Here is a 22,038-nt window from a genome sequence, read left to right as displayed (position 1 = left end):
GTACGGCGAGTGGGAAAACCACGCGAAGCCGTAAAAGATAAAGATCTTAAAAGGCCCAGCCGCGGGGACGGCCTCCCCCCGAATGCCGTCCCCGGCTGGGCCCACCCTCGGGTCAGGTGCCGAGGGAACCGGCGTGCGGAAGGGCTCACGATCACGCCGGTCGGCCTTCATGTGGGTCACCTTGAAGGCCGCAGACTCATCATGCGGGCCGATCCGGCCGATGTGAATCACCCTTGCGCAGTCGAGGCCGACACTTGTCCACTCTTGACCTGGGCGAACATGCGGAACAATGGGCCTTATGACTCGGATCATCGCGGGGAGCGCGGGTGGGCGGCGGTTGGCCGTGCCGCCGGGGCGGGGCACGAGGCCGACCAGCGACAGGGCCAGGGAAGGCATCTTCTTGACCCTCGACTCCCTGTACGGCCTGCGCGAGGCCCGCGTGCTCGACCTGTACGCCGGTTCGGGCGCCGTGGGCCTGGAGTCGCTGTCCAGGGGCGCGGCCCACGCGCTGCTCGTCGAGTCCGACGCCAAGGCGATCCGGACGATCAGGGCCAACATCCGGTCTCTCGGCCTGGAAGGCGCGGAACTGGTGGCCGACAAGGTCGAGCGGGTCCTGGCCCGGCCGCCGGAGGAGCCGTACGACATCGTCTTCGCCGATCCGCCGTACGCGCTGGGTGACGGCGAGGTCACGCGGGTCCTGGAGCTGCTGCGCGACAACGGCTGGCTGATGGACGAGGGGCTGGTGGCATTCGAGCGGGAAACGAGGGGAAAGTCCTTGATGTGGCCGGAAGGTTATGTTGAGGAGAGGGTCCGTAGATACGGCGAAGCATCCGTTTGGTACGGTCGCGCCGCCGGGAACCCGTAGACCTGGGAGGCGTCTTGCGCCGCGTTGTCTGCCCGGGGTCGTTCGACCCCATCACCAATGGCCACCTCGACATCATCGGCCGGTCGGCCCGCCTGTACGACGAGGTGGTCGTGGCGGTCCTCATCAACATCGAGAAGAGCAGCCTGTTCACGGTCGACGAACGGATCGAGATCCTTCAGACCGTGACGAAGGAGTACCCCAACGTCAAGGTGCAGAAGTTCCACGGCCTGCTGGTGGACTTCTGCAAGCACAACGACATCCCCGCCATCGTCAAGGGCATCAGGGTCGTCAGCGACTTCGACTACGAGCTGCAGATGGCCCAGCTCAACTACCGTCTCTCGGGCGTCGAGACGCTCTTCATGCCCACCAATCCCGAGTACTCCTTCCTGTCCTCCAGCCGGGTCAAGGAGATCGCGCGGTATGGTGGCGACGTGTCCGGCCTGGTCCCTGACCTGGTGCACAAGCTGCTCATCGAGCGTCTCAGGGGCTGACCGCGACCTGGTATCCTTTCATTTCGGCCTTGTACGACGGCGAGCGTCTTCGCCATGCCTAGCGAGAGCAGGATGACTCAGCACCTCGACCCCCGCTCCCCTTGGGTGCTCTCCACTCATGATCTGGGGAAGCGACCGGGCACGATGCGGCAGATGACCCTGTCCCTTCCGGCACCGGCTAACCTCGGCGTCGACATGATCGGTGTCCCCAAAGACGCCGAAGTCGAGCTGGACCTCCGGCTCGAAGCAGTGATGGAAGGCGTGCTCGTCTCGGGCACGGCGCACGCCCCGCTCGCCGGGGAGTGCGCGCGGTGCCTTGACCCGATCACCTCGGACATCGAGGTCGATCTGCAGGAGCTGTTCTTCTACTCCGACGAGGACGCCTCGGAGGACGACTCGCTGCTCGACGGAGAGCTGCTCGACCTCGAGCCGACGTTCCGTGACGCGGTGGTGCTCGCACTGCCGCTGAGCCCCGTGTGCCGCGAGGACTGCGAGGGGCTCTGCACGGAGTGCGGGATCAAGCTGGCCGAGGCCGGCGACGATCACCGGCACGAGAAGATCGATGCCCGCTGGGCGTCGTTGCAAGGTCTGGTTTCCGAGAACGATAACGATCAGGAGAAGTGACGTGGCCGTCCCGAAGCGAAAGATGTCGCGGAGCAACACCCGCGCCCGTCGCTCCCAGTGGAAGACGACTGCTGTCGCCCTGGTGAGCTGCCCGCAGTGCCGTTCGCCCAAGCAGCCGCACATCGCGTGCCCCACCTGCGGCACCTACAACCGTCGTCAGGTCATCGAGCCGTCCGCCTGATCACACTGACAGCAGGCCCGCCCGCCGTTGTTCTGGGCGGGTTTCACCGTCAGCAGTTGACGTGATGCCGACCGGGTGCCATTGTGCCTCGGTCGGCGTTAACGTCTGTAGATGCGTACGGCGGCGGTTCGCCCGCGGCCGTGGTGGACGCCGGGGCTACCCGTTACCCCGACGCCCACCACGTTTTCGGGCATCTTCCGCGGCCGCCTTGTGAAGATGTCCGAGGAGGAAACACGTGGGCGCAGGTCCTAAGCCGGTGGCCGTGGAGGTCGCCAGGGAAGAGCTGCAGCGGGTCCTGGTCGTCGGCCTCGACCCCGACATCCTCGAGCGGGCGCTGACGCACCGCTCCTACGCGTACGAGAACGGCGGCCTGCCCACCAACGAGCGCCTGGAGTTCCTCGGCGACTCGGTGCTGGGGCTCGTGGTCACCGACACCCTCTACCGCAACCACCCCGACCTGCCCGAGGGGCAGCTCGCCAAGCTGCGCGCCGCCGTGGTCAACATGCGCGCGCTGGCCGACGTCGCCCGCAACCTGGGCCTGGGCCGGTTCCTGCGGCTCGGCAGGGGCGAGGAGGGCACCGGCGGGCGCGACAAGTCCTCGATCCTGGCCGACACGCTGGAGGCGCTGATCGGCGCGATCTACGTGGACAAGGGCCTCGACGAGGCGTTCCGGGTCGTCCACCTGCTGTTTGACCCGCTGATCGTGCGCTCGGCGTCGCTGGGCGCGGGGCTCGACTGGAAGACGTCCCTGCAGGAGCTCACCGCCTCCGAGGCGCTCGGCGTGCCCGAGTACCACGTCGAGGAGAGCGGCCCCGACCACGCCAAGTCGTTCACGGCCATGGTGCGCGTGGGCGGCGAGTCCTACGGCTCGGGCAGCGGGCGCAGCAAGAAGGAGGCCGAGCAGCAGGCGGCCGAGGCGGCCTGGACGCGCATCCGGGCCCGCCGCGAGCAGCGCGAGAGCCAGCCCGCGAGCTGACCCCGGCGCACGGGAAGCCCCGGCCCGCGTCCGGCGTTGTGACTGCGGATCCGTCCCCGCCGCGGCATGCCCGGCGGCCGGGGAAGTCGAGAGGACGGTGGGTGCACGGTGCCTGAGCTGCCAGAGGTCGAGGTCGTCAGGCGCGGCCTGGCGCAATGGGTCGTCGGCCGCGAGATCGCCGCCGCGGAGGTGCTCCACCCGCGCGCGATCCGGAGGCACGTCCCCGGGGCCGACGAGTTCACCGCCCGCCTGAAGGGCCGTACGGTGTTGTCGGCCGAGCGCCGCGGCAAGTACCTGTGGCTGCCCCTGTCGGGCGGCGAGGAGGCCCTGCTGGCCCATCTGGGCATGAGCGGCCAGCTGCTCGTCGTCGATCCGCAGACGCCGCCCGAGAAGCACCTGCGCGTCCGCCTCCGCTTCGAGGACGGCGGCCCCGACCTGCGCTTCGTCGACCAGCGCACGTTCGGCCATGTCATGCTGACCCCGCTCGTCGGCGGCGTGCCCGCGCCGATCGCGCACATCGCGCCCGACCCGTTCGAGGCGTCGTTCGACGAGGCGGAGTTCACCCGCCGGCTCAGGGCCAGGCGCACCGAGATCAAACGGGCGCTGCTGGACCAGTCGCTGATCAGCGGCGTCGGCAACATCTACGCCGACGAGGCGTTGTGGATCGCCCGGCTCCACTGGGCCCGTCCCACCGAGACGCTGACCCGTCCGAAGGTCGCCGAGCTGCTGGCCGGCGTGCGCACGGTGATGGGCGCCGCCCTCCAGCAGGGCGGCACCTCCTTCGACAGCCTCTACGTCAACGTCAACGGCGAGAGCGGCTACTTCGACCGTTCGCTGGAGGTCTACGGCCGCCGCGACCTGCCGTGCTCGCGCTGCGGCACGCCCATCAGGCGCGAGGCGTTCATGAACCGGTCGTCGTACTCCTGCCCCAAATGCCAGCGAAAGCCGCGGTGAGCAGCGCCAGCGCGGCGCCCAGCCACATCACCGACGAGATCGACACGCCGTCCACCACCCGGCCGCCGACGAACGAGCCGAGCGCGATCGAGACGTTGAACGCCCCCACGAACAGCGCGGTGCCCAGCTCGCCCCCGCCCGAGCGCATGATCCACAGCTGCAGCGCCACGCCGACGCCGCCGTAACCGAGGCCCCACACGACGAGCATGACCAGGGGCAGCCCGACCAGCGCCAGCGCCGCCGTGGAGGCGGCGATGAGCAGGGCCAGGACGATCAGCACCGGCTTGGGGTCGCGGGCCGCCCTCGCGCCCGCGACGAAGTTGCCGACGACGCCGGCCGCGCCGTACACCAGCAGGGCGACGCTGACCAGGCCGGGACCGGCGTCCGCGACCTGCTCCAGGAACGGCCGGACGTAGGTGTAGGCCGCGAAGTGCCCGGTGATGATCAGCACGGTCGCCGCCAGCACGACCCGCAGCGCCCCCGGCAGCGGCGCGCGGGCGCCGCCCGAGGCGTCCTCGCCCGGCATCGGCGGCAGCACGGCGGCCAGCAGCCCGAGCAGCACCAGCGCCAGCCCGCCCATGACCGCGAACGACGTGCGCCACCCCGCCGCCGAGGCGATGAGCGTGCCCGCCGGCACGCCGAGCACCGAGGCCACCGACACGCCGCCGAGGATCACCGACGTGGCCCTGCCCACCGAGCGCTCGGGCACCAGCCGCAGGCCCAGCCCGGCCGCGAAGGCCCAGAACCCGCCGATGCTGATCCCGGTCAGCACCCGCGCGCCCAGCATGACGGGGAAGCTCGTCGCGAACGCCGCCGCCAGGTTGGCCACCGCGAGCAACGCCATCAGGCCGAGCAGGGGGACGCGCCGGTCCAGCCGCCGGGTGGCCAGGGCCAGCACGGGGGCCGAGACGGCCGCGACCAGCCCCGGCAGCGACACCATCAGCCCGGCGGTGCCGTCGGACACGCCCAAGGTCGAGGCGATCGAGGTCAACAGGCCGACGGGCAACATCTCGCTGGTCACGATGGTGAAGGTGCCCACCGCGACCGCGAGGACGGCGAGCCAGCGGGCCCGCGCGACAGTGGAGGTCTCAAGAGTCGTCATGCCGTTCAGCCTCCTCATCGGCCGGGGACGGAACAATGACGAAGCTCGAAGCCTTGCTTTAGGCAGGCTAAGCGATCGCGTCCGGGGAGTGGCATGGAGTTCAGGGAACTGGAGTGCTTCGTCGTGCTGAGCGAGGAGCTGCACTTCGCGCGCACGGCCGAGCGCCTGTATCTGTCGCCCGGCCGGGTGAGCCAGCTCATCGGGTCGCTGGAGACCCGGATCGGCGGCCGCCTGTTCGACCGCACCAGCAGGCGGGTGCGCCTGACGCCGCTCGGCCGGCGCTTCCTGGCCGACCTGCGGCCCGCCTACGACGGCATGGCGGCGGCCGTGTCGCGGGCGACGGCCTCGGCGCGGGAGGTGACGGGCCTGCTGCGGGTGGGGTTCCTGGCCACGCCGACCGAGATCGTCACCGGCAGCGTGGCGGCGTTCGAGCGGCGGTATCCCGGCTGCATGGTCGAGCTGGTCGAGGTGCCGCTCTCCGACCCGTTCAGCAAGCTGCGCGAGGGGCGGGTGGATCTGACGTTCACGCTGCTGCCGCTGGAGGAGCCCGACCTGGAGGGCGGCGCCGAGCTGAACCACTGCCCGGTCGAGCTGGGGCTGTCGGTACGCCACCCGCTGGCCGGCCGCGCCGGCGTCGACGCCGAGGAGCTGGCCTCGGTCGCCCTGTTCGGCCTCGACGACCCCGCGCCGCGCCGCTGGCAGGAGCACATCGCCCCCACCCTCACCCCGTCCGGGCGGCCGATCGCGCGGGCCGGCTCGGTGGCCACCACCCAGGAGGGCCTGACGCAGGTCGCGCTGAACCGCGGCGGCATGCTCTTCTGCAAGCCGAGCGCCGACCACCATCGCCGTCCCGACATCGCGTTCGTGCCGGTCGACGGCCTGCCTCCGTCGATCCTGGGCCTGGCCTGGCTGCGCGCCGGACGTACGGCCTCGATCCTGGCCTTCAACGAGTTGGCCATGGAAGTCGTACGGCGGCATGAGACGGTGGCGGCATGACGGATACGAAGAGTAATGGCGACAAAGGTTCGGAAAACGTCCGAGTAACCGCCTGGGTGCGGGGGAGGGTCCAGGGGGTGGGCTTCCGGTGGTGGACGCGCGCGAGGGCGTTGGAGCTCGGCCTGACCGGCTGGGCGCGGAACACCGACGACGGCCGGGTCGAGGTCGTCGCCGAGGGCCCGCGGGAGGCGTGCGTCAAGCTGTTGGAGCTGCTCAAAGGTTGCGACACGCCGGGAAGGGTCGATGGAGTAGTGGAACGATGGAGCGAACCCCGAGGTAGTTTGGGCGGTTTTGTAGAGCGGTAGTCGCTTTTGCTAAACGGCCCAAATAGGGTATAGTTGTATGTCGGGAGTGCCTATCAGTAGGGCGTTGCGGTTGGATCGACTTGACCGCCCACACTGCCGGTGCGACTCTTGTTAAGTACCACGCGCACCCCTCCCGCGGAATAGAAGTGCGCGAACCAGTCTGGTCACTCAGCGTGGAGGACCCTTTACCATGGCGAAGGCTCTACTCGGCCACGTCGGCGGTCCTGACCCTCGGATGGTCTCGGAGATGCGCCGCTTGCAGCAGCGTATCCGGGATCTGGAGGCAGAACTCATCCGACTTCAGGCCACGAATGACGCTCTTGCGGCGCAAACCCGCGACGAAGCGCTCAGTCGCTTGCAGGAGCGCGAGCCGGCACTCACCTGAGAGTGATCGGAGCGCAAGACCCAGGGACGTCTCGAAGAGGCGTCCCTTGTTATTTTCCCTGGTGAAAAAGCGCTGGTCATCGACATGCCCACGAGCGGCGGCCGGGACCAGTAGGCTTTTCCGAAGCCCGTTCAGCCGAGGCCGGGGAGGAGGGTCGGCGTTTGTACCTGAAGAGCCTCACCCTGCGCGGCTTCAAGTCCTTCGCCTCCGCGACCGCCCTGCGCCTCGAACCCGGCATCACGTGCGTCGTCGGCCCCAACGGCTCGGGCAAGTCCAACGTCGTCGACGCCCTGGCCTGGGTCATGGGCGAGCACAGCGCCAAGTCGCTGCGCGGCGGCAAGATGGAGGACGTCATCTTCGCCGGCACCTCCTCCAGGCCGCCACTCGGCCGGGCCGAGGTGACGCTGACCATCGACAACTCCGACGGCGCGCTGCCGATCGACTACACCGAGGTCACGATCAGCCGGCTGATGTTCCGGTCGGGGCAGAGCGAATACGCCATCAACGGCGACACCTGCCGCCTGCTCGACATCCAGGAGCTGCTGTCCGACTCGGGCATCGGCCGCGAGATGCACGTCATCGTCGGCCAGGGCCAGCTCGACGCCGTGCTGCACGCCGGCCCCGAAGACCGCCGGGCCTTCATCGAAGAGGCCGCGGGCGTGCTCAAGCACCGCAAGCGCAAGGAAAAGGCGCTGCGCAAGCTCGACTCCATGCAGGCCAACCTCACCCGGGTGCAGGACCTCGCCACCGAGCTGCGCCGCCAGCTCAAGCCGCTCGGCCGCCAGGCGGAGATCGCCCGCAAGGCCGCCGTCATCCAGGCCGACCTGCGCGACGCCCGGCTGCGGCTGCTCGCCGACGACCTGTGCATCCTGCGCGCCACGCTCGAACGCGAGGCCGCCGACGAGGCCGCCGTCACCGCCCGGCGCAACCAGGTCGAGGCCGAGCTGGCCGAGGGCCAGCAGCGCGAGGCCGCCCTGGAGGCCGCCGAGGCCGAGACCCAGCCCCGGCTGAGCGCCGCCCAGGAGACCTTCTTCAGGCTCTCCTCCCTGCGCGAGCGCATCACGGGCCTGGAACAGCTCGCCGCCGAACGCCACCGCCACGCCCTCGACGCCGCCGCCATCGAACGCCGCGGCCGCGACCCCGAAGACCTCGAACGCGAGGCGGGCGAGGCGCGCGAGCAGGAGCACATCCTGCGGGCCGAGCTCGAACACGCCCAGGAGCTGCTGGCGGAGTCCGTCGAGCGGCGGGCCGCGGCCGAGGCCGAGCTGGGCGCGGAGGAGCGGCGCCTGGCGATGGCCGCCCGTGCCGCCGCCGACCGCCGCGAGGGCCTGGCCAGGCTGCGCGGCCAGGTCGACTCCGTGCGCAGCAGGGCACGCGCGGCCGAGGAGGAGATCGGCCGGCTGGAGAAGGCCGTGGCCGACGCCGCCGAGCGCGAACGGCAGGCCCTGGCCGACCTGGAGAACGAGCGGGCCGAGGAGCCGGCGGCCGATCCGGCGCTGGCCGAGGAGCTGGCCACCGCGCAGGCCGTGGTCGAGGAGGCCAGGGCCGCCGCCGACGCGGCCCGCGTGGCCGCCGACGAGGCCAAGGCCGGGCTCGGCGCGCCGCGGGCCGCCGTCCAGGCCGCCAAGGCGGGGGTCACCACGGCCCGCGCCGCCGACCAGGAGGCCCAGCGCTCGGTGGCCGCGCTGCGGGCCCGCCGCGACGCCCTGGAGCTGGGCCTGGCCAAGGGCGACGGCGGCGCCGCGCTGCTCGACGCCGACCTGGCCGGGGTGCTGGGCCCGCTGGCCGCCTCGATGCAGGTCACGCCGGGCGCGGAGCTGGCCGTCGCCGCCGTGCTCGGCCCGGTCGCCGAGTCCGTCGCGGTCAAGACGCTCGACACCGCCGTCGAGGCGCTGGGCCTGCTGCGCAGCACCGACGCGGGGCAGGTCACGCTGCTGGTGGCAGAGACCGGAGTTTCGGACACCGCGCACCACTCCCAGGTTGCGCGATCCCGGCCCGCCGCGCCGGACGGCGGGCGGTGGGCCGCCGACCTGGTCACCGTGCCCGACGAGCTGCGGCCGGCGCTCGACCACGTCCTGGCGAAGGTCGTCGTGGTCGCCGACCTCGAAGCGGCCCGCGAGCTGGTGGGGCGGCGTCCCGAGCTGCGGGTGGTGACCGAGGGCGGCGACGTGCTCGGGGCCCATCTGGCCGGTGGCGGGTCGGCCGGCGGCACCTCCGTCCTGCAGGTGCGGGCGGCGCTCGACGAGGCCGTGCACGACCTGCGGGTGGCCGAGGCCACGGCGGAGGCGACGGCCGAGGCGCTCGACCAGGCGATCGAGGCCGAGCAGGCGGCCCAGACGGCCGTCGAGGCGGCCCAGGCGCACGTCAACGAGGCCCAGAGCGCGGTGACCGCGGCCCAGGCCGGGGTGAGCGCCGCGCAGGGCGTCCTCGACCAGGTCAGGGCCCGCCAGCGGGAGGCCGACCAGCGCAACGCGGCGGCGGCCAGGCGGCTGGCCCAGCTGGAGGCCGCCGCGCACGCCGCGCACGCCGAGGCCGAACGCCTGGCCCGCAGCGTCACCGCGGCCCAGGACTCCCGCACCGAGGGGCTGGAGGAGCTGGCCGAGCTGGAGATCCGGCTGGCCGAGGCCGAATACGCCCAGGAGCTGGAGACCGAGCCCACCACCGACCTGCGCGACGACCTGGCCGCCACGTGCGAGACGGCCCGGCAGCGCGAGATGGACACCCGGCTGCAGGTGCGCACCGCCGAGGAGCGCGTCAAGGGCATCGAGGGCCGCGCCGACGGCCTGCTGCGGGCCGCCCAGCGCGAGCGCCAGGAACGCGCCCAGGCCGCCGCTCAGCGGGCCAGGCGCAGGCGGCAGGCCGTGCTGGCCGAGGCGGTCAGCAAGGGCGCCAGGCAGGTGCTCGGGGCGCTCGCCTCGTCGATCCGGCTCGCCTCCCGCGAGCGCGACGACGCCGACCTCGCCCGCGTCGCCGTCGACGCCGAGCTGAAGCAGGTCCGCGTGCGCGTGCGCGAGCTGGGCCAGGAGCTCGACAAGCTGGTCAACCGGGTCCACGGGAGCGAGGTGGCCCGCACCGAGCAGCGCCTGCGGCTGGAGCAGCTCCAGGAGCGGGCGATGGAGGAGTTCGGCGTCGAGGTCGAGGCGCTGGTCTCCGAGTACGGCCCCGACGCGCCCGTCCCGGGCGACCCGCCGGTCCCGTACGTCCGGGAGGAGCAGGAGAAGCGGGCCAGGGCCGCCGAGCGGCAGATGACCCAGCTCGGCAAGGTCAACCCGCTGGCGCTGGAGGAGTTCGCCGCGCTGGAGGAGCGCCACGCCTTCCTGACCTCGCAGCTGGAGGACCTCAAGAAGACCCGGCGCGACCTGCTGACCGTGGTCAAGGAGGTCGACGACCGCGTCGAGCAGATGTTCGCCTCGGCCTACGAGGACGTCGCCCGCGAGTTCGAGCAGATCTTCACCCGGGTCTTCCCCGGCGGCGACGGGCGGCTCGTGCTCACCGACCCCACCGACATGCTCACCACGGGCATCGAGGTCGAGGCCAGGCCGCCGGGCAAGAAGGTCAAGCGGCTGTCCCTGCTGTCGGGCGGCGAGCGATCGCTGACCGCGGTGGCGTTCCTGATCTCCATCTTCAAGGCGCGGCCCTCGCCCTTCTACGTGATGGACGAGGTCGAGGCCGCCCTCGACGACACCAACACCCAGCGGCTGCTGACCCTGTTCGAGGAGTTGCGGCAGAGTTCCCAGCTCATCGTCATCACCCACAACAAGCGCACGATGGAGATCGCCGACGCCCTCTACGGCGTGTCGATGCGCGGCGACGGCGTGACGCAGGTGGTCAGCCAGCGCCTGCGGGAGCGCGAATCCGCCTGATCCGGCCTGTCATCATCCGTGTGCCTTGGGCATGACCATGCCGGTCGATCTGGAAAACTGACATCTTGTGGATGGTTACCTCGGCGTCATAGTGATCGTGGCCGTCGTCGCCCTGCTGGCGGCCGGCGGCCTCTTCCTGCTGTTCAGGCCGGGTGGCAAGGCGGCGCCGCCCGTGCCGCCGCCGGAGGCGCCGCCGCTTCCCGAGGAGGAGAAGCGGCCCGCCGGCCCGGTCGAGGAGGCCGACGGCGCGGTCACCACGGTGCCGCCGCCGGTCCAGCCGGCCGAGCCGATGGTCATCGCCCCCGAGGTCGAGGTGCCGCCGCCGTCCGCCGGGCGGATGGTGCGGCTGCGCTCGCGTCTGGCGCGTTCGCAGAGCGCCCTCGGCCGCGGCCTGCTGGAGCTGCTGTCCCGCGATCGGCTCGACGACGACGTCTGGGACGAGATCGAGGAGAGCCTGATCACCGCCGACGTGGGCGTCGCCCCGACCCGCGCGATGGTCGAGGAGCTGCGCACCAAGGTCAAGGTGCTGGGCAGCCGCACGCCCGCCGAGGTCAGGGGCCTGCTGCGCGAGCAGCTTCTCGCCCAGGTCAACCCCGACCTCGACCGCAGCCTGCACGTGCAGAAGCACGGCGAGCGGCCCGCCGTGGTGCTGGTCGTGGGCGTCAACGGCACGGGCAAGACCACCACCACCGGCAAGCTCGCCCGCTCGCTCATCGGCGACGGCAAGACGGTCGTGCTCGGCGCGGCCGACACCTTCCGCGCGGCGGCGGCCGACCAGCTCCAGACATGGGGCGAGCGGGTCGGCGCCGAGACCGTGCGCGGGCCGGAGGGCGGCGACCCGGCCTCGGTGGCCTTCGACGCCACGGCCAAGGGCATCGAGGACAAGGTCGACGTGGTCATCGTCGACACCGCGGGCCGCCTGCACACCAAGACCGGCCTGATGGACGAGCTGGGCAAGGTCAAGCGGGTCATCGAGAAGAAGGCCACGGTCGACGAGGTGCTGCTCGTCCTCGACGCCACCACCGGCCAGAACGGCATGCGCCAGGCCCAGGTGTTCGCCGAGGTGGTCAACATCACCGGCATCGCGCTCACCAAGCTCGACGGCACCGCCAAGGGCGGCATCGTGATCTCCGTGCAGCGCGAGCTGGGCGTGCCGGTCAAGCTCGTGGGGCTCGGCGAGGGGCCCGACGATCTGGCGCCTTTCGACCCGGATGTCTTCGTGGACGCGATCCTGGGCGACTGACCCTGTTTATCGGCCATGTCCTAATTCATGCCGAAATGGCCCTTACCAGAAAAGTCTTGAGTCGCTAGTTAGCTTTGTGCTGACATGTTCGGGTTATCCGCGATCACGTAAGGGATGCCCATGAAGAAGATCGTCGTCCATCGTCCCGGGACTGTCAGGCCCTCCACGCTCGCCTCACCGCGACACGGCATTTGACCTGTCTCTGGGTCGGCGTTTCCACGCGGGAACGCCGACCGCTGGGAAAGGGGCGGTCGTGAGGACGATCGCCCTGGACGCCGACCGCCGGGCAGCCGGGCCGTACACGCTGGCCGCCGCGCTGCTCGACCTTCTGGTCCCCGAGGCGCTCGACCGGCGGCCCGACCTGGTCGCCGCATACGACGTGGAGCTCCGGGTCGCGGCGCCCCGCCTGCGGCCGCTCGTGCCGGTGCGCAGGCGCTCCCTGGCCGACGACCTGCCGAGGGGGCAGCGCATCCTCATCCCGGGGGCGCGGCGCAGCCTCAGGATCGCCAACGGGCTGGCCGAGTTCGTCCGCGAGCTGCTGGTCGTCACCGGGCCGCTCACGCTCGTCGTGTCGAACCTGGGCGAGGCCGACCACACCGACCGCGAGCTGGTCGAGGTGCTGCGCCGCCGGCTCGACCCGGGGCTGCTGCGCGTCGAGGAGGGCCCGTCGTCGCCCGGCGAGGGCCCGCTGTGCGCCGACTTCGACCGCTACCGCGACGAGGGCTTCCATCACGCGATGGTGGAGTCGGGCACGGAGGCGCTGCGCGGCATGGCGTACGAGGACGACCCCGAAGGGTGGCGGACCCTCGTGCAGCGCGTTGCCGCGGCCCTGGAGGCGGTGGAGCGCGAGGAGGAGGCCCGCGAGCTCTACGACCGGGCCAGGCGCCTCAGCACCGACCCCAAGCACCGGGCCACCGTCGCCTACGCCACCGCGATGATCCTGGTACGCCACCACGACCCCGCCCGCCGCGACCCCGGCGAGGCGATGGCGTGGATCAACGAGGCCGTCACGATCACGTCGTTGCTGCCCGACCCCCGCGAACGCGCCTTCCACCTCGGCTTCGACCTCAACGGCAAGGCCCTGGTGGAGCTGCGCGCCGGCCGTCCGGACGCCGCGCTGCGGCTGGTCGAGCAGGCCATCGCCCTGGCTGACGAGCACCTGGCGGACGAGCACCCGGTCCACCGGCTCGTGCTGCGTGCCAACAGGGCCCAGCTGCTGGCCGGGGCCGGCCGGCACGAGGAGGCGCTGGCGGACTACACGGCGGCGATCGACGCCGATCCCGGCTACCCGGACTACTACCTCGACCGGGGCAACCTGCTGAACAAGCTGGGCAGACCGGAGGAGGCCCTGGCCGACTACGAGACCGTCATGCGGCTCAGCCCGCCCTTCCCCGAGGCGTACTACAACCGCTCGGAGCTGCGGTTCGCGGCCGGCGACCTGGACGGCGCCCGCGCCGACCTCGACCGCACGCTGGAGCTCGACCCCGACTTCGCGCCCGCGTACGTCAACAGGTGCGGCCTGCTCGCCCTCCACGGTGAGTACGAGCAGGCCAGGCGGGACGTGGAGCGCGGCCTCGCGCTCCGGCCGCGCGACGCCCACCTGTTCTGCGTGCTCGGCCAGGTGGAGACGGCCCAGGGCCGCCACCCGGAGGCGTACGCGGCCTTCGACGCCGCGCTGGAGATCGATCCCGACCTGGCCGCCGCGTGGGGGAGCCGGGCCGTGCTCGCCTTCGAACGCGGCGACCCCGACGGCGCGCTGTCCGACCTGACCCGCGCGCTGAAGCTGACCGAGACGGCCGAGCTGCTGTTCAACCGGGCGATGGTCCACCGGGAGCTGGGACGGGCGAAGGAGGCCAGACAGGACCTGCTCAGAGCCGCCGAGCTGGCCCCCGGCGATCCGGACGTCGGGCGGGCGCTGGCCGAGGGGTGAGGGGATGGGCGGCCGGTACTGGCTCCTCCTGGGAGCCTTCCTCGCCTCCTCGCTCGGCACCTGGATCTACCGGCTGGCCCTGCCGCTGCTCGTCTACGACCTGACCGGGTCGGCGCTCGGCACGGGGCTGGTCTACGTGACCGAGTATCTGCCGTACCTGCTGCTGGGGATGTTCGGCGGGGTGATCGCCGACCGGTTCGACCGGCGGCGGGTGCTGGTGCTGGGCGACCTGGCGTCGGGGGCCGTCACCGTCGTGCTCGCCGTCCTGGTCACGGCCGGTGTGTCCCGGTTGTGGCCGATCTACGTGGTGGCGTTCCTGCTGGCCTGCGTGGACCCGCTCTACCAGCCGGCGTTCCGGTCGATCGTGCCCTCGCTGGTGGAGGTGGCGCGGCTGCCGCAGGCCAACGCCCGGCTGCACATCGGCGAGCACGCGGTCAACATGGCCGGGCCGGTGATCGGCGGCGCGCTGGTGGTGAACTTCGGCTACCAGGTGGCCGTCTACGCCGACGCGGGCACGTTCCTGCTGTCGGCGCTGCTGATCTCGCTGATCAGGACCGCGCCCGCGGCCGCTGCGGCGGTGCGGGGGTGGTCGGTGGTCGCCGACATGCGCGAGGGCCTGCGCTTCCTGACCGGCGGCGACCGGGTGGTGCTCACCACCGCCCTGTCCGCCGCGGCCTGCAACTTCGGCGTCTGGCTGCTGCTGGCGGGGCTGGTGTACTACCTCAGCTCGTACCACGGGTTCACGCCCGGGGAGATCGGCGTCGTCTACGCCTTCCAGGGGGCGGGCGCGGTGCTCGGGGCGGTGCTGGGCGGCAGGCTGGTGTCCAGGTGCCGGCCGGGCCCGCTGATCTGCTGGGCCATCGTGGCCGGGGGCCTGTCGATGCTGGCCATGATCCCGGCCAGGGGGCCGGTGCTGATCGGGCTGGCCTGGATGGGGCAGTTCGCGGCCGCCGGGACCTCGATCGTGGCGAGCATGACCGTACGCCAGCTGCTCGTCCCCGACCACCTGCTCGGACGGGTGCTCGGCACGGCCAGGATGATCGCGTTCTTCTCCATCCCGATCGCCTCGCTGGTCACGGGGGTGTTCGAGTCGGCGGTGCGGAACGCGTACGCGCTGATGGCCTTCGCCGGGGTGAGCTGGCTGGCCATCGCGGCGGGCGTGGCGCTGTCGCCGATGCGCCGGGTCAGCCTCGCGCGGCTGCGAGCGGCCCGATCGGCACCACGAGAGGGGTCCCCGCGACCGGATCCTCGATGACCTTCGCGTCCAGCTCGAACACCTCGCGCAGCAGCTCCTCAGTCAGCACCTCGTGCGGGGCGCCGGCGGCCACGACCTTGCCGGCGCGCATGGCCACCAGCCGGTCGGCGTAGCGCGCGGCCAGGTTGAGGTCGTGCAGGACCATGACGACCGTGCGGCCGGCCTGCTCGTGCAGGTGCCGGACGAGCTCCAGCACCTCCACCTGGTGGGCCAGGTCGAGGAACGTGGTGGGCTCGTCGAGCAGCAGCAGGTCGGTGCCCTGGGCCAGGGCCATGGAGATCCACGCCCGCTGCCGCTGGCCGCCCGACAGCTCGTCGAGCGGGCGTTCGGCCAGGTCGGCCAGGCCGGTCATGGTCAGCGCCGCGGCGACGGCCGACTCGTCGTCGGAGGACCACTGCCGGTACCACGTCTGGTGCGGATGCCGGCCCCTGGCGACCAGGTCGGCCACGGTGAGCCCTTCGGGGGCCGAAGGCGCCTGCGGCAGCACGCCGAGGATCTTGGCCACCTCGCGGGTGGGGATGGCGTCGATGCGCTTGCCGTCCAGCAGCACCTGGCCGCCCTGGGGCTTGAGCAGGCGGCCGAGCGCGCGCAGCAGGGTGGACTTGCCGCAGCCGTTCGGGCCGATGATGGTGGTCACCGTGCCCGCCTCGACGCCCAGGTCGAGGCCGTCCACGATGGTCCGGTCGCCGTAGCCGAGCTTGACGCCCGCGGCCTGCAGCCTCATTTGCGTGCCCTCCAGATCAGGTGGATCAGGTACGGTGCGCCCAGCACGGCCGTGACGATGCCGACGGGCAGCTCGATCGGGGAGAAGACGGTCCGGGCGATCAGGTCGGCGCCCGCGGTGAGCACGGCCCCGGTGACCGCCGAGCACAGCAGCGGCGGCCGGGCCGAGCGGGTCAGCCGGAGCGCGATCTGCGGCGCGGCCAGGGCCACGAAGGCGATCGGCCCGGCCGAGGCGGTGGCCACCGCCGCCAGCAGCACGGCGGCCAGGATCAGCAGGGCGCGGGCCGCGTTCACGCGCACGCCGAGGGCGGTGACCACGTCGTCGCCGAAGCGCAGCGCGTCGAGCGAGCGGGTGCCGAGCAGGGTGGCCGGGACGAGCACCGCCAGCGCGAGCGCCACGGGCACGACGTGCTCCCAGCCGCGGCCGTTGAGCGAGCCGCTGATCCAGACCATGGCCCGGCCGGTGTCGTTGACGTCGCCGACGGTCAGCAGCCAGAACTTCACGTTCGTGAACACGGCGGCCACGCCGATGCCGACCAGGACCAGGCGGTAGCCGTCCAGGCCGCGCCGCCAGGCCAGGCCGTAGACGACGGACGCGCCGAGCAGGCCGCCGAGCAGGGCGAGCGCGGGGATGCCCAGGTCGGCCAGCAGGCCGCTGGTGCCGCCGTAGACGCTGCCGCTGGCCACCACGCCGGCCACGACGGTGACCGAGGCGCCGGTCGTGACGCCGAGGATCTCGGGGCTGGCCAGCGGGTTGCGGGCGATGGACTGGATGATCGCGCCCGACAGCGCGAGCGCGGCGCCGACCAGGGCGCCGGTCAGGGCGCGCGGCAGGCGCAGCTCCATGATGACGAAGTGGGCCGGGCTGTTGACGTCGAAGGTGCCCTGGAGCACCTCCGCCAGGCTCATCGGGAGGTCGCCGATGCGCATGTTCAGCGCCATGAGCACGACCAGGAGCGCCAGGCCGGTCACGCCGACGGCGACGGCGCGTGGACGCAGCCGCCAGGACAGGGCGCCGAGGCGCAGGGGGAGCGCGGTCATAGCCGTACCGGCTTTCTGCGGCGGACCAGGGCGACGAAGAAGGGCGCGCCGATCAGCGCGAGGACCACGCCGACCTCCAGCTCGCCCGGAGGGGCGACCACGCGGCCGATCACGTCGGCGACCAGCAGCAACGCCGCCCCGACCAGCCCCGAGTACGGCAGCAGCCACCGGTGGTCGGTGCCCGACAGCGACCGGGCCAGGTGCGGCACGATCAGGCCCACGAACGCCAGCGAGCCGCAGGCCGCCACCGCCGCGCCCGACAGCAGGGTGACGGCGGCGACGCCGACCGTCCTGGTCAGGGCGATGTTCTGGCCGAGCGAGCGGGCGACGTCCTCGCCGAGCGACAGGGCGTTCAGGCCCGGGGCGTTGACCAGGGCCAGCAGCAGGCCGGCGAGGATGAACGGGAGCACCTGCCAGACCACGTCCGGGCCCCTGGCGGCGATCGAGCCGGACTGCCAGAAGCGGAAGACGTCCATGGCCTGCTCGTCGAGGAGCACGATGGCCGAGGTCATGGCGTACAGCAGGGCGCTGACCGCGGTGCCGGCCAGGGCCAGCGTGACCGGGGTGGGGCCGCCCCTGCCGCCCGTCATGCCGAGCGCGAACACCGCCACGCTGGCCACCAGCGCGCCCGCCAGGCCGAACCAGATGTAGGCGAGCAGGCTGGAGGCGCCGAGCAGGATGATCGAGGCCACCATGGCGAACGCCGCGCCCTGCGTGACGCCCAGCAGGCCGGGGTCGGCCAGCGGGTTGCGCGTGTGGCCCTGCATGAGGGCGCCCGCGACGCCGAGCGCGATCCCGGCCAGCACCCCGAGCACGGTACGCGGCACGCGCAGCGAGCGGATGATGATGTCGTTCTCGCTGCCCGTGGGCGCGGTGAGAGCCTGCCAGGCGTCGCCCGGCGGTACGGACTTCGAGCCGACCGTGATGCTCAGCACCACCCCGGCCGCGACGGCGGCGAGGAGGAGGAGCAGGAGGACGAGCCGCCGGCGCCGGATGCCGTGGAGGCGGGGCGCGAGCGCGGTCACCAGTTTCCTCCCCTTGTTTGCCCGATCGTGGTGAAGTATGCCAGGTTAGGCAGGGCTAACCTAATTTAGGTTCGCCTTACTTCGAGAAAGGGTTCCGATGAGAGCGTGGCGGGTGCTGGCCGGTGTGCTGCTGGTGGCGGGGGTGGCCGCGTGCGGCTCGACGGAGCCGGCGGCCACGCCGTCGGCCGACCCGGCGGCCAGGACGATCGAGCACGCGATGGGCTCGACCAAGATCTCCGGCCAGCCCAAGCGGGTCGTCGCGCTCGACCAGAGCTTCGTGGACGCGGTGCTCACCCTGGAGACCCCCGTGATCGGCTACACCACCTACCGGTCGATCGACACCAAGCTGCCCGACTACCTCGGCCCGCTCGTCGCCCAGTACGGCAAGGAGGCGACCCCGGTCGGCACCCTGGAGCAGCCCAGCCTGGAGAAGATCGCCGCGCTCAAGCCCGACCTGATCGTCTCGGCCAAGGTCCGGCACGAGGCCCTGTACGACAAGCTGTCGAAGATCGCGCCGACGGTCTTCAGCGAGACGACCGGCGCCATCTGGAAGGAGAACCTGCGCCTCATGGGCCGCGCCCTGGGCAAGGAGGACCTGGCCGACTCCCGGATCAAGGCGTTCGAGCAGCGCGCGGCCACGATCGGGGCCGCGATCAAGGAGAAGGCGGGCGGGAAGCTGCCGACCGTCTCGATCGTGCGCTTCGCCGGTGAGCCCACCGTCCGGCTCTATGTCGAGAAGTCGTACTCCGGGGTGGTGCTGAAGGACGTCGGCTTCCCCCGCCCAGAGGGCCAGCCGACCAAGGACGACGCCATCGCCGTGGACGTCAGCCAGGAGCGCATCGCCGACCTCGACGCCGACCACATCTTCGTCGCCACCTACCCGGACCCGGCCAGCGACGGCCCCAAGGAGAAGTTCGTCGGCAACCCGCTGTGGGGCCGGCTCAAGGGGGACAAGCACGAGGTCAGCGACCTGACCTGGATGAGCGCCGTGGGCGTCCAGGGCGCCCACGCCATCCTGGACGACCTGGCCAAGACCTTCTCGGTCGACCCCGCCAAGGCCGCCTAGGCTCCGGCGCTCAGCGCGGCAGGAACGTCCGCAGGTCGGCCAGGTGGGGTTCGAGGTCGAGCCCCTGGCCGGCCAGCCATTCCGGGTTGTCGTAGGTGCCCTTGTAACGGTCGCCGCGGTCGCAGATCAGGGTGACGACGCTGCCCTGGACGCCCGATTCGCGCATCTCCCTGACGAGCTCGACGCACGCGGCCATGTTCGTCCCCGTGGAGCCGCCGACGTCCAGGCCGGTGACCTCGCGGGTCCAGTGCATGGCGGCGATCGAGCGGGCGTCGGGGACGGCGATCATGCGGTCGATCACGCTGGGCAGGAACGACGGCTCCACCCGGGGACGCCCGATGCCCTCGATCCGCGACCCCGAGGCCGTCACCGCGGGGTCGCCGGAGACCCAGCCCGGGTAGAACGCCGAGCCCTCCGGGTCGACCACGGCCAGGCGGGTGGGGTGGCGGCGGTAGCGGATGTAGCGGCCGATCGTGGACGACGTGCCGCCGGTGCCGGCGCCCACGACGATCCAGGCGGGCTCGGGGTGCGGCTCCATGGACATCTGGGAATAGATCGACTCGGCGATGTTGTTGTTGCCACGCCAGTCGGTCGCGCGTTCGGCGTAGGTGAACTGGTCCATGAAGTGGCCCCCGGTCTCGGCGGCCAGCCGGTGAGATTCGTCATAGATCGCCCCGGGGTCGGCGACGAGGTGACATTTCCCGCCGTAGAACTCAATGAGGTGGCACTTCTCGGGCGACGTGGACGCGGGCATGACGGCGATGAACGGCAGGCCGAGCAACCGGGCGAAATACGCCTCGCTGACCGCGGTCGAGCCGCTGGACGCCTCCACGATCGTGGTGGCCGGGCCGATCCAGCCGTTGGCGAGGCCGTACAGGAACAGGGACCGTGCGAGCCGGTGCTTGAGTGAACCGGTCGGGTGCACCGATTCGTCTTTCAGATAGAGGTTTACGCCCCAGTGCGAGGGAAGCGGAAAGACGTGCAGGTGAGTGTCACAACTTCGGTTGGCGTCGGCCTCCACCTTGCGGATGGCCTCCGCCACCCACCGACGTGTCCCCGTGTCGTGACGGTCCACAGATTCCATGTCCATACGCTATCCCCTGTGACTCTGGCCACTATTCCTACGAAATTGGGTGGGTAGTGTTATGATAATGAGACTTGTCCGGCCGTGGACGTGACCACGCACGCCGCGAGCAGATGGACGACAAACCCCTTCTGACCTATGCGGACTCTCCTAACGCGTCCCTTACCTGGGAGTTGCGAGGATGAGGAACGCTGTCAGGCGGCTTGTGCCGAACGGGGGATAGCGCAAGGGGGAATGAATTGATCACTATGACCGATGAGCAGCGTCAGGACTGGTTCGAGCGCGATGTCGTGCCCGTGACGTCGCAGCTGTTCGCTTCCGCCATGCGCCTGACCCGTAACGCCGCCGATGCCGAGGACCTGGTGCAGGAGACGGTCGCCAAGGCGTACACGTCCTATCACCAGTTCCGTGAGGGCACCAACCTCAAGGCGTGGCTGCACCGCATCCTCACCAACAACTTCATCAACGACTACCGCAAGAAGCAGCGCTCGCCGAAGTTGTCGGCCGCCGAGGACATCGAGGACTGGCAGCTGCACGCCGCCGAGTCCCACACCTCGACGGGCCTGCGCTCGGCCGAGACCGAGGCGCTCGACCGGCTGCCCGACAGCGTCGTGATGAACGCCCTGCGCTCCCTGCCCGAGGACTTCCGCGTGGCCGTCTACCTGGCCGACGTCGAGGGGTTCGCGTACAAGGAGATCGCCGAGCGCATGGGGACGCCCATCGGCACCGTGATGTCCCGTCTGCACCGTGGCCGCCGCCAGCTCCGCGGCATGCTGGAGGACTACGCGCGGGAGGAGGGCGCCGTGCGCCTTCCCGCCCCCCGCGCCGCCGCCTAGGGAGAGTCCAGGGACAGGCGAAGGCGGACGCGTAACAGGCCGCCTTCGTCGCGCAGCTGCACCCGGTCGCAGAGCTGCCGGCTGATCCAGAGCCCGTACCCCCGCGGGGACTCGGGCTCCGGCGGTATGTAGCCCGGCAGGGGGTCGTCGAGCGCCCCGCCGGGATCGGCGATCTCGCAGACCAGGTCGCGCTCCTCCACCCACATCGTGATCGTGCCGAACCCGGCGCCGTGCTCGACGCAGTTCGCGGCGATCTCCGAGACGCTGAGCACCAGCGAGGAGATGAGGTTGCGGTCCATGCCGGCCGTCCTGGCGTAGTCGCCGACGGCCTGGCGCAGGCGCTTGAGCTCGCGGGCCGTGAACCGCACCAGGCAGGCCCCGGGGCCCGGCTCCGGGAACGGCGCGTCGTCGCCGTCCAGCACCAGCTCGTGGGGCTGCACGAACCGCCCGCTGGCCGCCTCACCCCCCGCCCCCAGCACCAGGGGATGGACGACCGGGGTGAGCTCGCGGACGGGCTCGGGGACGTCGCGCAGGTCGTACAGGCACAACATGACGGACGGGGCCGCGGCCAGGGCGGCGTTGACGACCGAGTCGTAGCGGATGAGGTCCTGGATCCGCGGCTCGCTGAGATCGGTCCAGACGGGCTCGCCGACGACCAGGGTGGGCCGGCCGCGCGTGTACTCGTGGTAGGCGGCCAGCATCCGGTGGGGGTGGCCGTACCAGGCGCCGGCCGGGCGGCTGTCGATGCGCCGCGCGTCGCCGTCGAGGGCCTCCGCCAGCAGCGCCAGCCGGTCGGGGCGGTTGACGACCAGCACGCGCCGGTCTTCGTCCAGCGCGGTTCGCACGCGCGGCACGACGAGGTCGAGGAAGGCCCGATCGGAGTCGTACGGTACCGCGACGTGCTTCAGCGACTGTGCCCGCTCACGGCGCACGGCCGAAACGTAACAAGGGCGGCCCGGCCGCGCAACGGCGGAAGCCGACCAATAACGTCGAACTGCCTGCACGTGACTCCGCGGAGTTTGATGATTACTCCATGTCTTGGACGGCTGATGCCCGTTGCTGGGTACATCTGTTGTGTACGGAAACGTCGGCA

Annotated in this window: 21 protein-coding genes; 15 read left to right on the top strand and 6 right to left on the bottom strand. The window is 71.5% G+C overall.

Features of this window, described 5'->3' with window-relative positions; all coding sequences use genetic code 11:
• Positions 1-298: 298 nt before the first annotated feature.
• From rsmD to mutM, 6 genes are all read left to right on the top strand, one after another.
• Positions 299-865 carry a 16S rRNA (guanine(966)-N(2))-methyltransferase RsmD gene (gene rsmD / locus AB0C33_RS17105; protein WP_358288503.1) on the top strand — a complete coding sequence of 189 codons (567 nt, stop codon included), beginning with the start codon at positions 299-301 and terminating at the stop codon, positions 863-865.
• A gap of 14 nt (positions 866-879) precedes the next feature.
• Positions 880-1,356, top strand: a complete 477-nt coding sequence (coaD, locus tag AB0C33_RS17100; RefSeq protein WP_352324821.1) for a pantetheine-phosphate adenylyltransferase — start codon at positions 880-882, stop codon at positions 1,354-1,356.
• A gap of 72 nt (positions 1,357-1,428) precedes the next feature.
• Positions 1,429-1,980 carry a YceD family protein gene (locus AB0C33_RS17095; protein ID WP_358288500.1) on the top strand — a complete coding sequence of 184 codons (552 nt, stop codon included), beginning with the start codon at positions 1,429-1,431 and terminating at the stop codon, positions 1,978-1,980.
• Position 1,981: 1 nt separating this feature from the next.
• A complete protein-coding gene (gene rpmF, locus AB0C33_RS17090; protein ID WP_033409409.1) occupies positions 1,982-2,161 on the top strand; it encodes a 50S ribosomal protein L32 in 180 nt (59 codons plus the stop codon).
• Between the two features lie 256 nt (positions 2,162-2,417).
• Positions 2,418-3,137 (top strand): ribonuclease III, encoded by a 720-nt coding sequence (gene rnc, locus AB0C33_RS17085; RefSeq protein WP_352324836.1) that lies wholly within the window; start codon positions 2,418-2,420, stop codon positions 3,135-3,137.
• A gap of 108 nt (positions 3,138-3,245) precedes the next feature.
• Positions 3,246-4,091, top strand: coding sequence for a bifunctional DNA-formamidopyrimidine glycosylase/DNA-(apurinic or apyrimidinic site) lyase (mutM, locus tag AB0C33_RS17080; RefSeq protein ID WP_357973056.1), 846 nt, complete (start codon positions 3,246-3,248; stop codon positions 4,089-4,091).
• On the opposite strand, the gene AB0C33_RS17075 is transcribed toward mutM, so the two are convergent.
• A complete protein-coding gene (locus AB0C33_RS17075) occupies positions 4,039-5,193 on the bottom strand; it encodes an MFS transporter (protein ID WP_358288497.1) in 1,155 nt (384 codons plus the stop codon). The two genes, mutM and AB0C33_RS17075, sit on opposite strands and share 53 nt — an antisense overlap.
• 93 nt (positions 5,194-5,286) lie before the next feature.
• Here AB0C33_RS17075 and AB0C33_RS17070 point away from each other — a divergent pair, with 93 nt between their 5' ends.
• From AB0C33_RS17070 to AB0C33_RS17040, 7 genes are all read left to right on the top strand, one after another.
• On the top strand, positions 5,287-6,189 hold the full coding sequence (locus tag AB0C33_RS17070) for a LysR family transcriptional regulator (RefSeq protein ID WP_358288494.1): 903 nt from the start codon (positions 5,287-5,289) through the stop codon (positions 6,187-6,189).
• The gene (locus AB0C33_RS17065; RefSeq protein ID WP_352324815.1) at positions 6,186-6,494 is read left to right on the top strand and encodes an acylphosphatase; all 309 of its coding nucleotides are present in this window, start codon (positions 6,186-6,188) and stop codon (positions 6,492-6,494) included. Before AB0C33_RS17070 ends, AB0C33_RS17065 begins: the two co-directional genes overlap by 4 nt.
• 190 nt (positions 6,495-6,684) lie before the next feature.
• Entirely contained in the window at positions 6,685-6,879 is a 195-nt protein-coding gene (locus AB0C33_RS17060; RefSeq protein WP_026214481.1) for a hypothetical protein, read from the top strand.
• Between the two features lie 161 nt (positions 6,880-7,040).
• Positions 7,041-10,742, top strand: a complete 3,702-nt coding sequence (locus AB0C33_RS17055) for an AAA family ATPase (RefSeq protein ID WP_358288492.1) — start codon at positions 7,041-7,043, stop codon at positions 10,740-10,742.
• Positions 10,743-10,809: 67 nt separating this feature from the next.
• Positions 10,810-11,985 (top strand): signal recognition particle-docking protein FtsY, encoded by a 1,176-nt coding sequence (ftsY, locus tag AB0C33_RS17050; RefSeq protein WP_358288490.1) that lies wholly within the window; start codon positions 10,810-10,812, stop codon positions 11,983-11,985.
• Between the two features lie 253 nt (positions 11,986-12,238).
• Positions 12,239-13,915, top strand: coding sequence for a tetratricopeptide repeat protein (locus AB0C33_RS17045; protein ID WP_358288488.1), 1,677 nt, complete (start codon positions 12,239-12,241; stop codon positions 13,913-13,915).
• A gap of 4 nt (positions 13,916-13,919) precedes the next feature.
• Positions 13,920-15,170, top strand: coding sequence for an MFS transporter (locus tag AB0C33_RS17040; protein WP_358288485.1), 1,251 nt, complete (start codon positions 13,920-13,922; stop codon positions 15,168-15,170).
• Here AB0C33_RS17040 and AB0C33_RS17035 read toward each other — a convergent pair.
• Genes AB0C33_RS17035 through AB0C33_RS17025 form a run of 3 tightly spaced genes read right to left on the bottom strand, consistent with a single transcriptional unit; the run spans position 15,100 to position 17,959 of the window.
• On the bottom strand, positions 15,100-15,894 hold the full coding sequence (locus AB0C33_RS17035) for an ABC transporter ATP-binding protein (protein ID WP_358288482.1): 795 nt from the start codon (positions 15,892-15,894) through the stop codon (positions 15,100-15,102). The two genes, AB0C33_RS17040 and AB0C33_RS17035, sit on opposite strands and share 71 nt — an antisense overlap.
• Positions 15,891-16,934, bottom strand: coding sequence for an iron chelate uptake ABC transporter family permease subunit (locus AB0C33_RS17030; RefSeq protein WP_358288480.1), 1,044 nt, complete (start codon positions 16,932-16,934; stop codon positions 15,891-15,893). Before AB0C33_RS17030 ends, AB0C33_RS17035 begins: the two co-directional genes overlap by 4 nt.
• Entirely contained in the window at positions 16,931-17,959 is a 1,029-nt protein-coding gene (locus AB0C33_RS17025) for an iron ABC transporter permease (RefSeq protein WP_358288477.1), read from the bottom strand. The genes AB0C33_RS17030 and AB0C33_RS17025 overlap by 4 nt, the downstream gene beginning before the upstream one ends.
• A 97-nt stretch (positions 17,960-18,056) precedes the next feature.
• On the opposite strand from AB0C33_RS17025, the gene AB0C33_RS17020 reads away from it, so the two are divergent.
• Positions 18,057-19,025: an iron-siderophore ABC transporter substrate-binding protein gene (locus AB0C33_RS17020; RefSeq protein WP_358288474.1), complete on the top strand. Its 969-nt coding sequence runs from the start codon at positions 18,057-18,059 to the stop codon at positions 19,023-19,025.
• Positions 19,026-19,035: 10 nt separating this feature from the next.
• On the opposite strand, the gene AB0C33_RS17015 is transcribed toward AB0C33_RS17020, so the two are convergent.
• Complete coding sequence (locus tag AB0C33_RS17015) at positions 19,036-20,109, bottom strand: PLP-dependent cysteine synthase family protein (protein WP_358288471.1); 1,074 nt, start codon at positions 20,107-20,109, stop codon at positions 19,036-19,038.
• A gap of 248 nt (positions 20,110-20,357) precedes the next feature.
• On the opposite strand from AB0C33_RS17015, the gene AB0C33_RS17010 reads away from it, so the two are divergent.
• Positions 20,358-20,945: a sigma-70 family RNA polymerase sigma factor gene (locus AB0C33_RS17010; protein WP_352324845.1), complete on the top strand. Its 588-nt coding sequence runs from the start codon at positions 20,358-20,360 to the stop codon at positions 20,943-20,945.
• Here the strand turns inward: AB0C33_RS17010 and AB0C33_RS17005 are convergent.
• Positions 20,942-21,877: a sensor histidine kinase gene (locus tag AB0C33_RS17005; RefSeq protein WP_358288468.1), complete on the bottom strand. Its 936-nt coding sequence runs from the start codon at positions 21,875-21,877 to the stop codon at positions 20,942-20,944. The two genes, AB0C33_RS17010 and AB0C33_RS17005, sit on opposite strands and share 4 nt — an antisense overlap.
• Between the last annotated feature and the right edge of the window lie 161 nt (positions 21,878-22,038).

The organism is Nonomuraea sp. NPDC048881, from assembly GCF_040649795.1.
GTDB lineage: Bacteria > Actinomycetota > Actinomycetes > Streptosporangiales > Streptosporangiaceae > Nonomuraea.
This window is presented reverse-complemented; position numbering and strand designations above follow the sequence as displayed.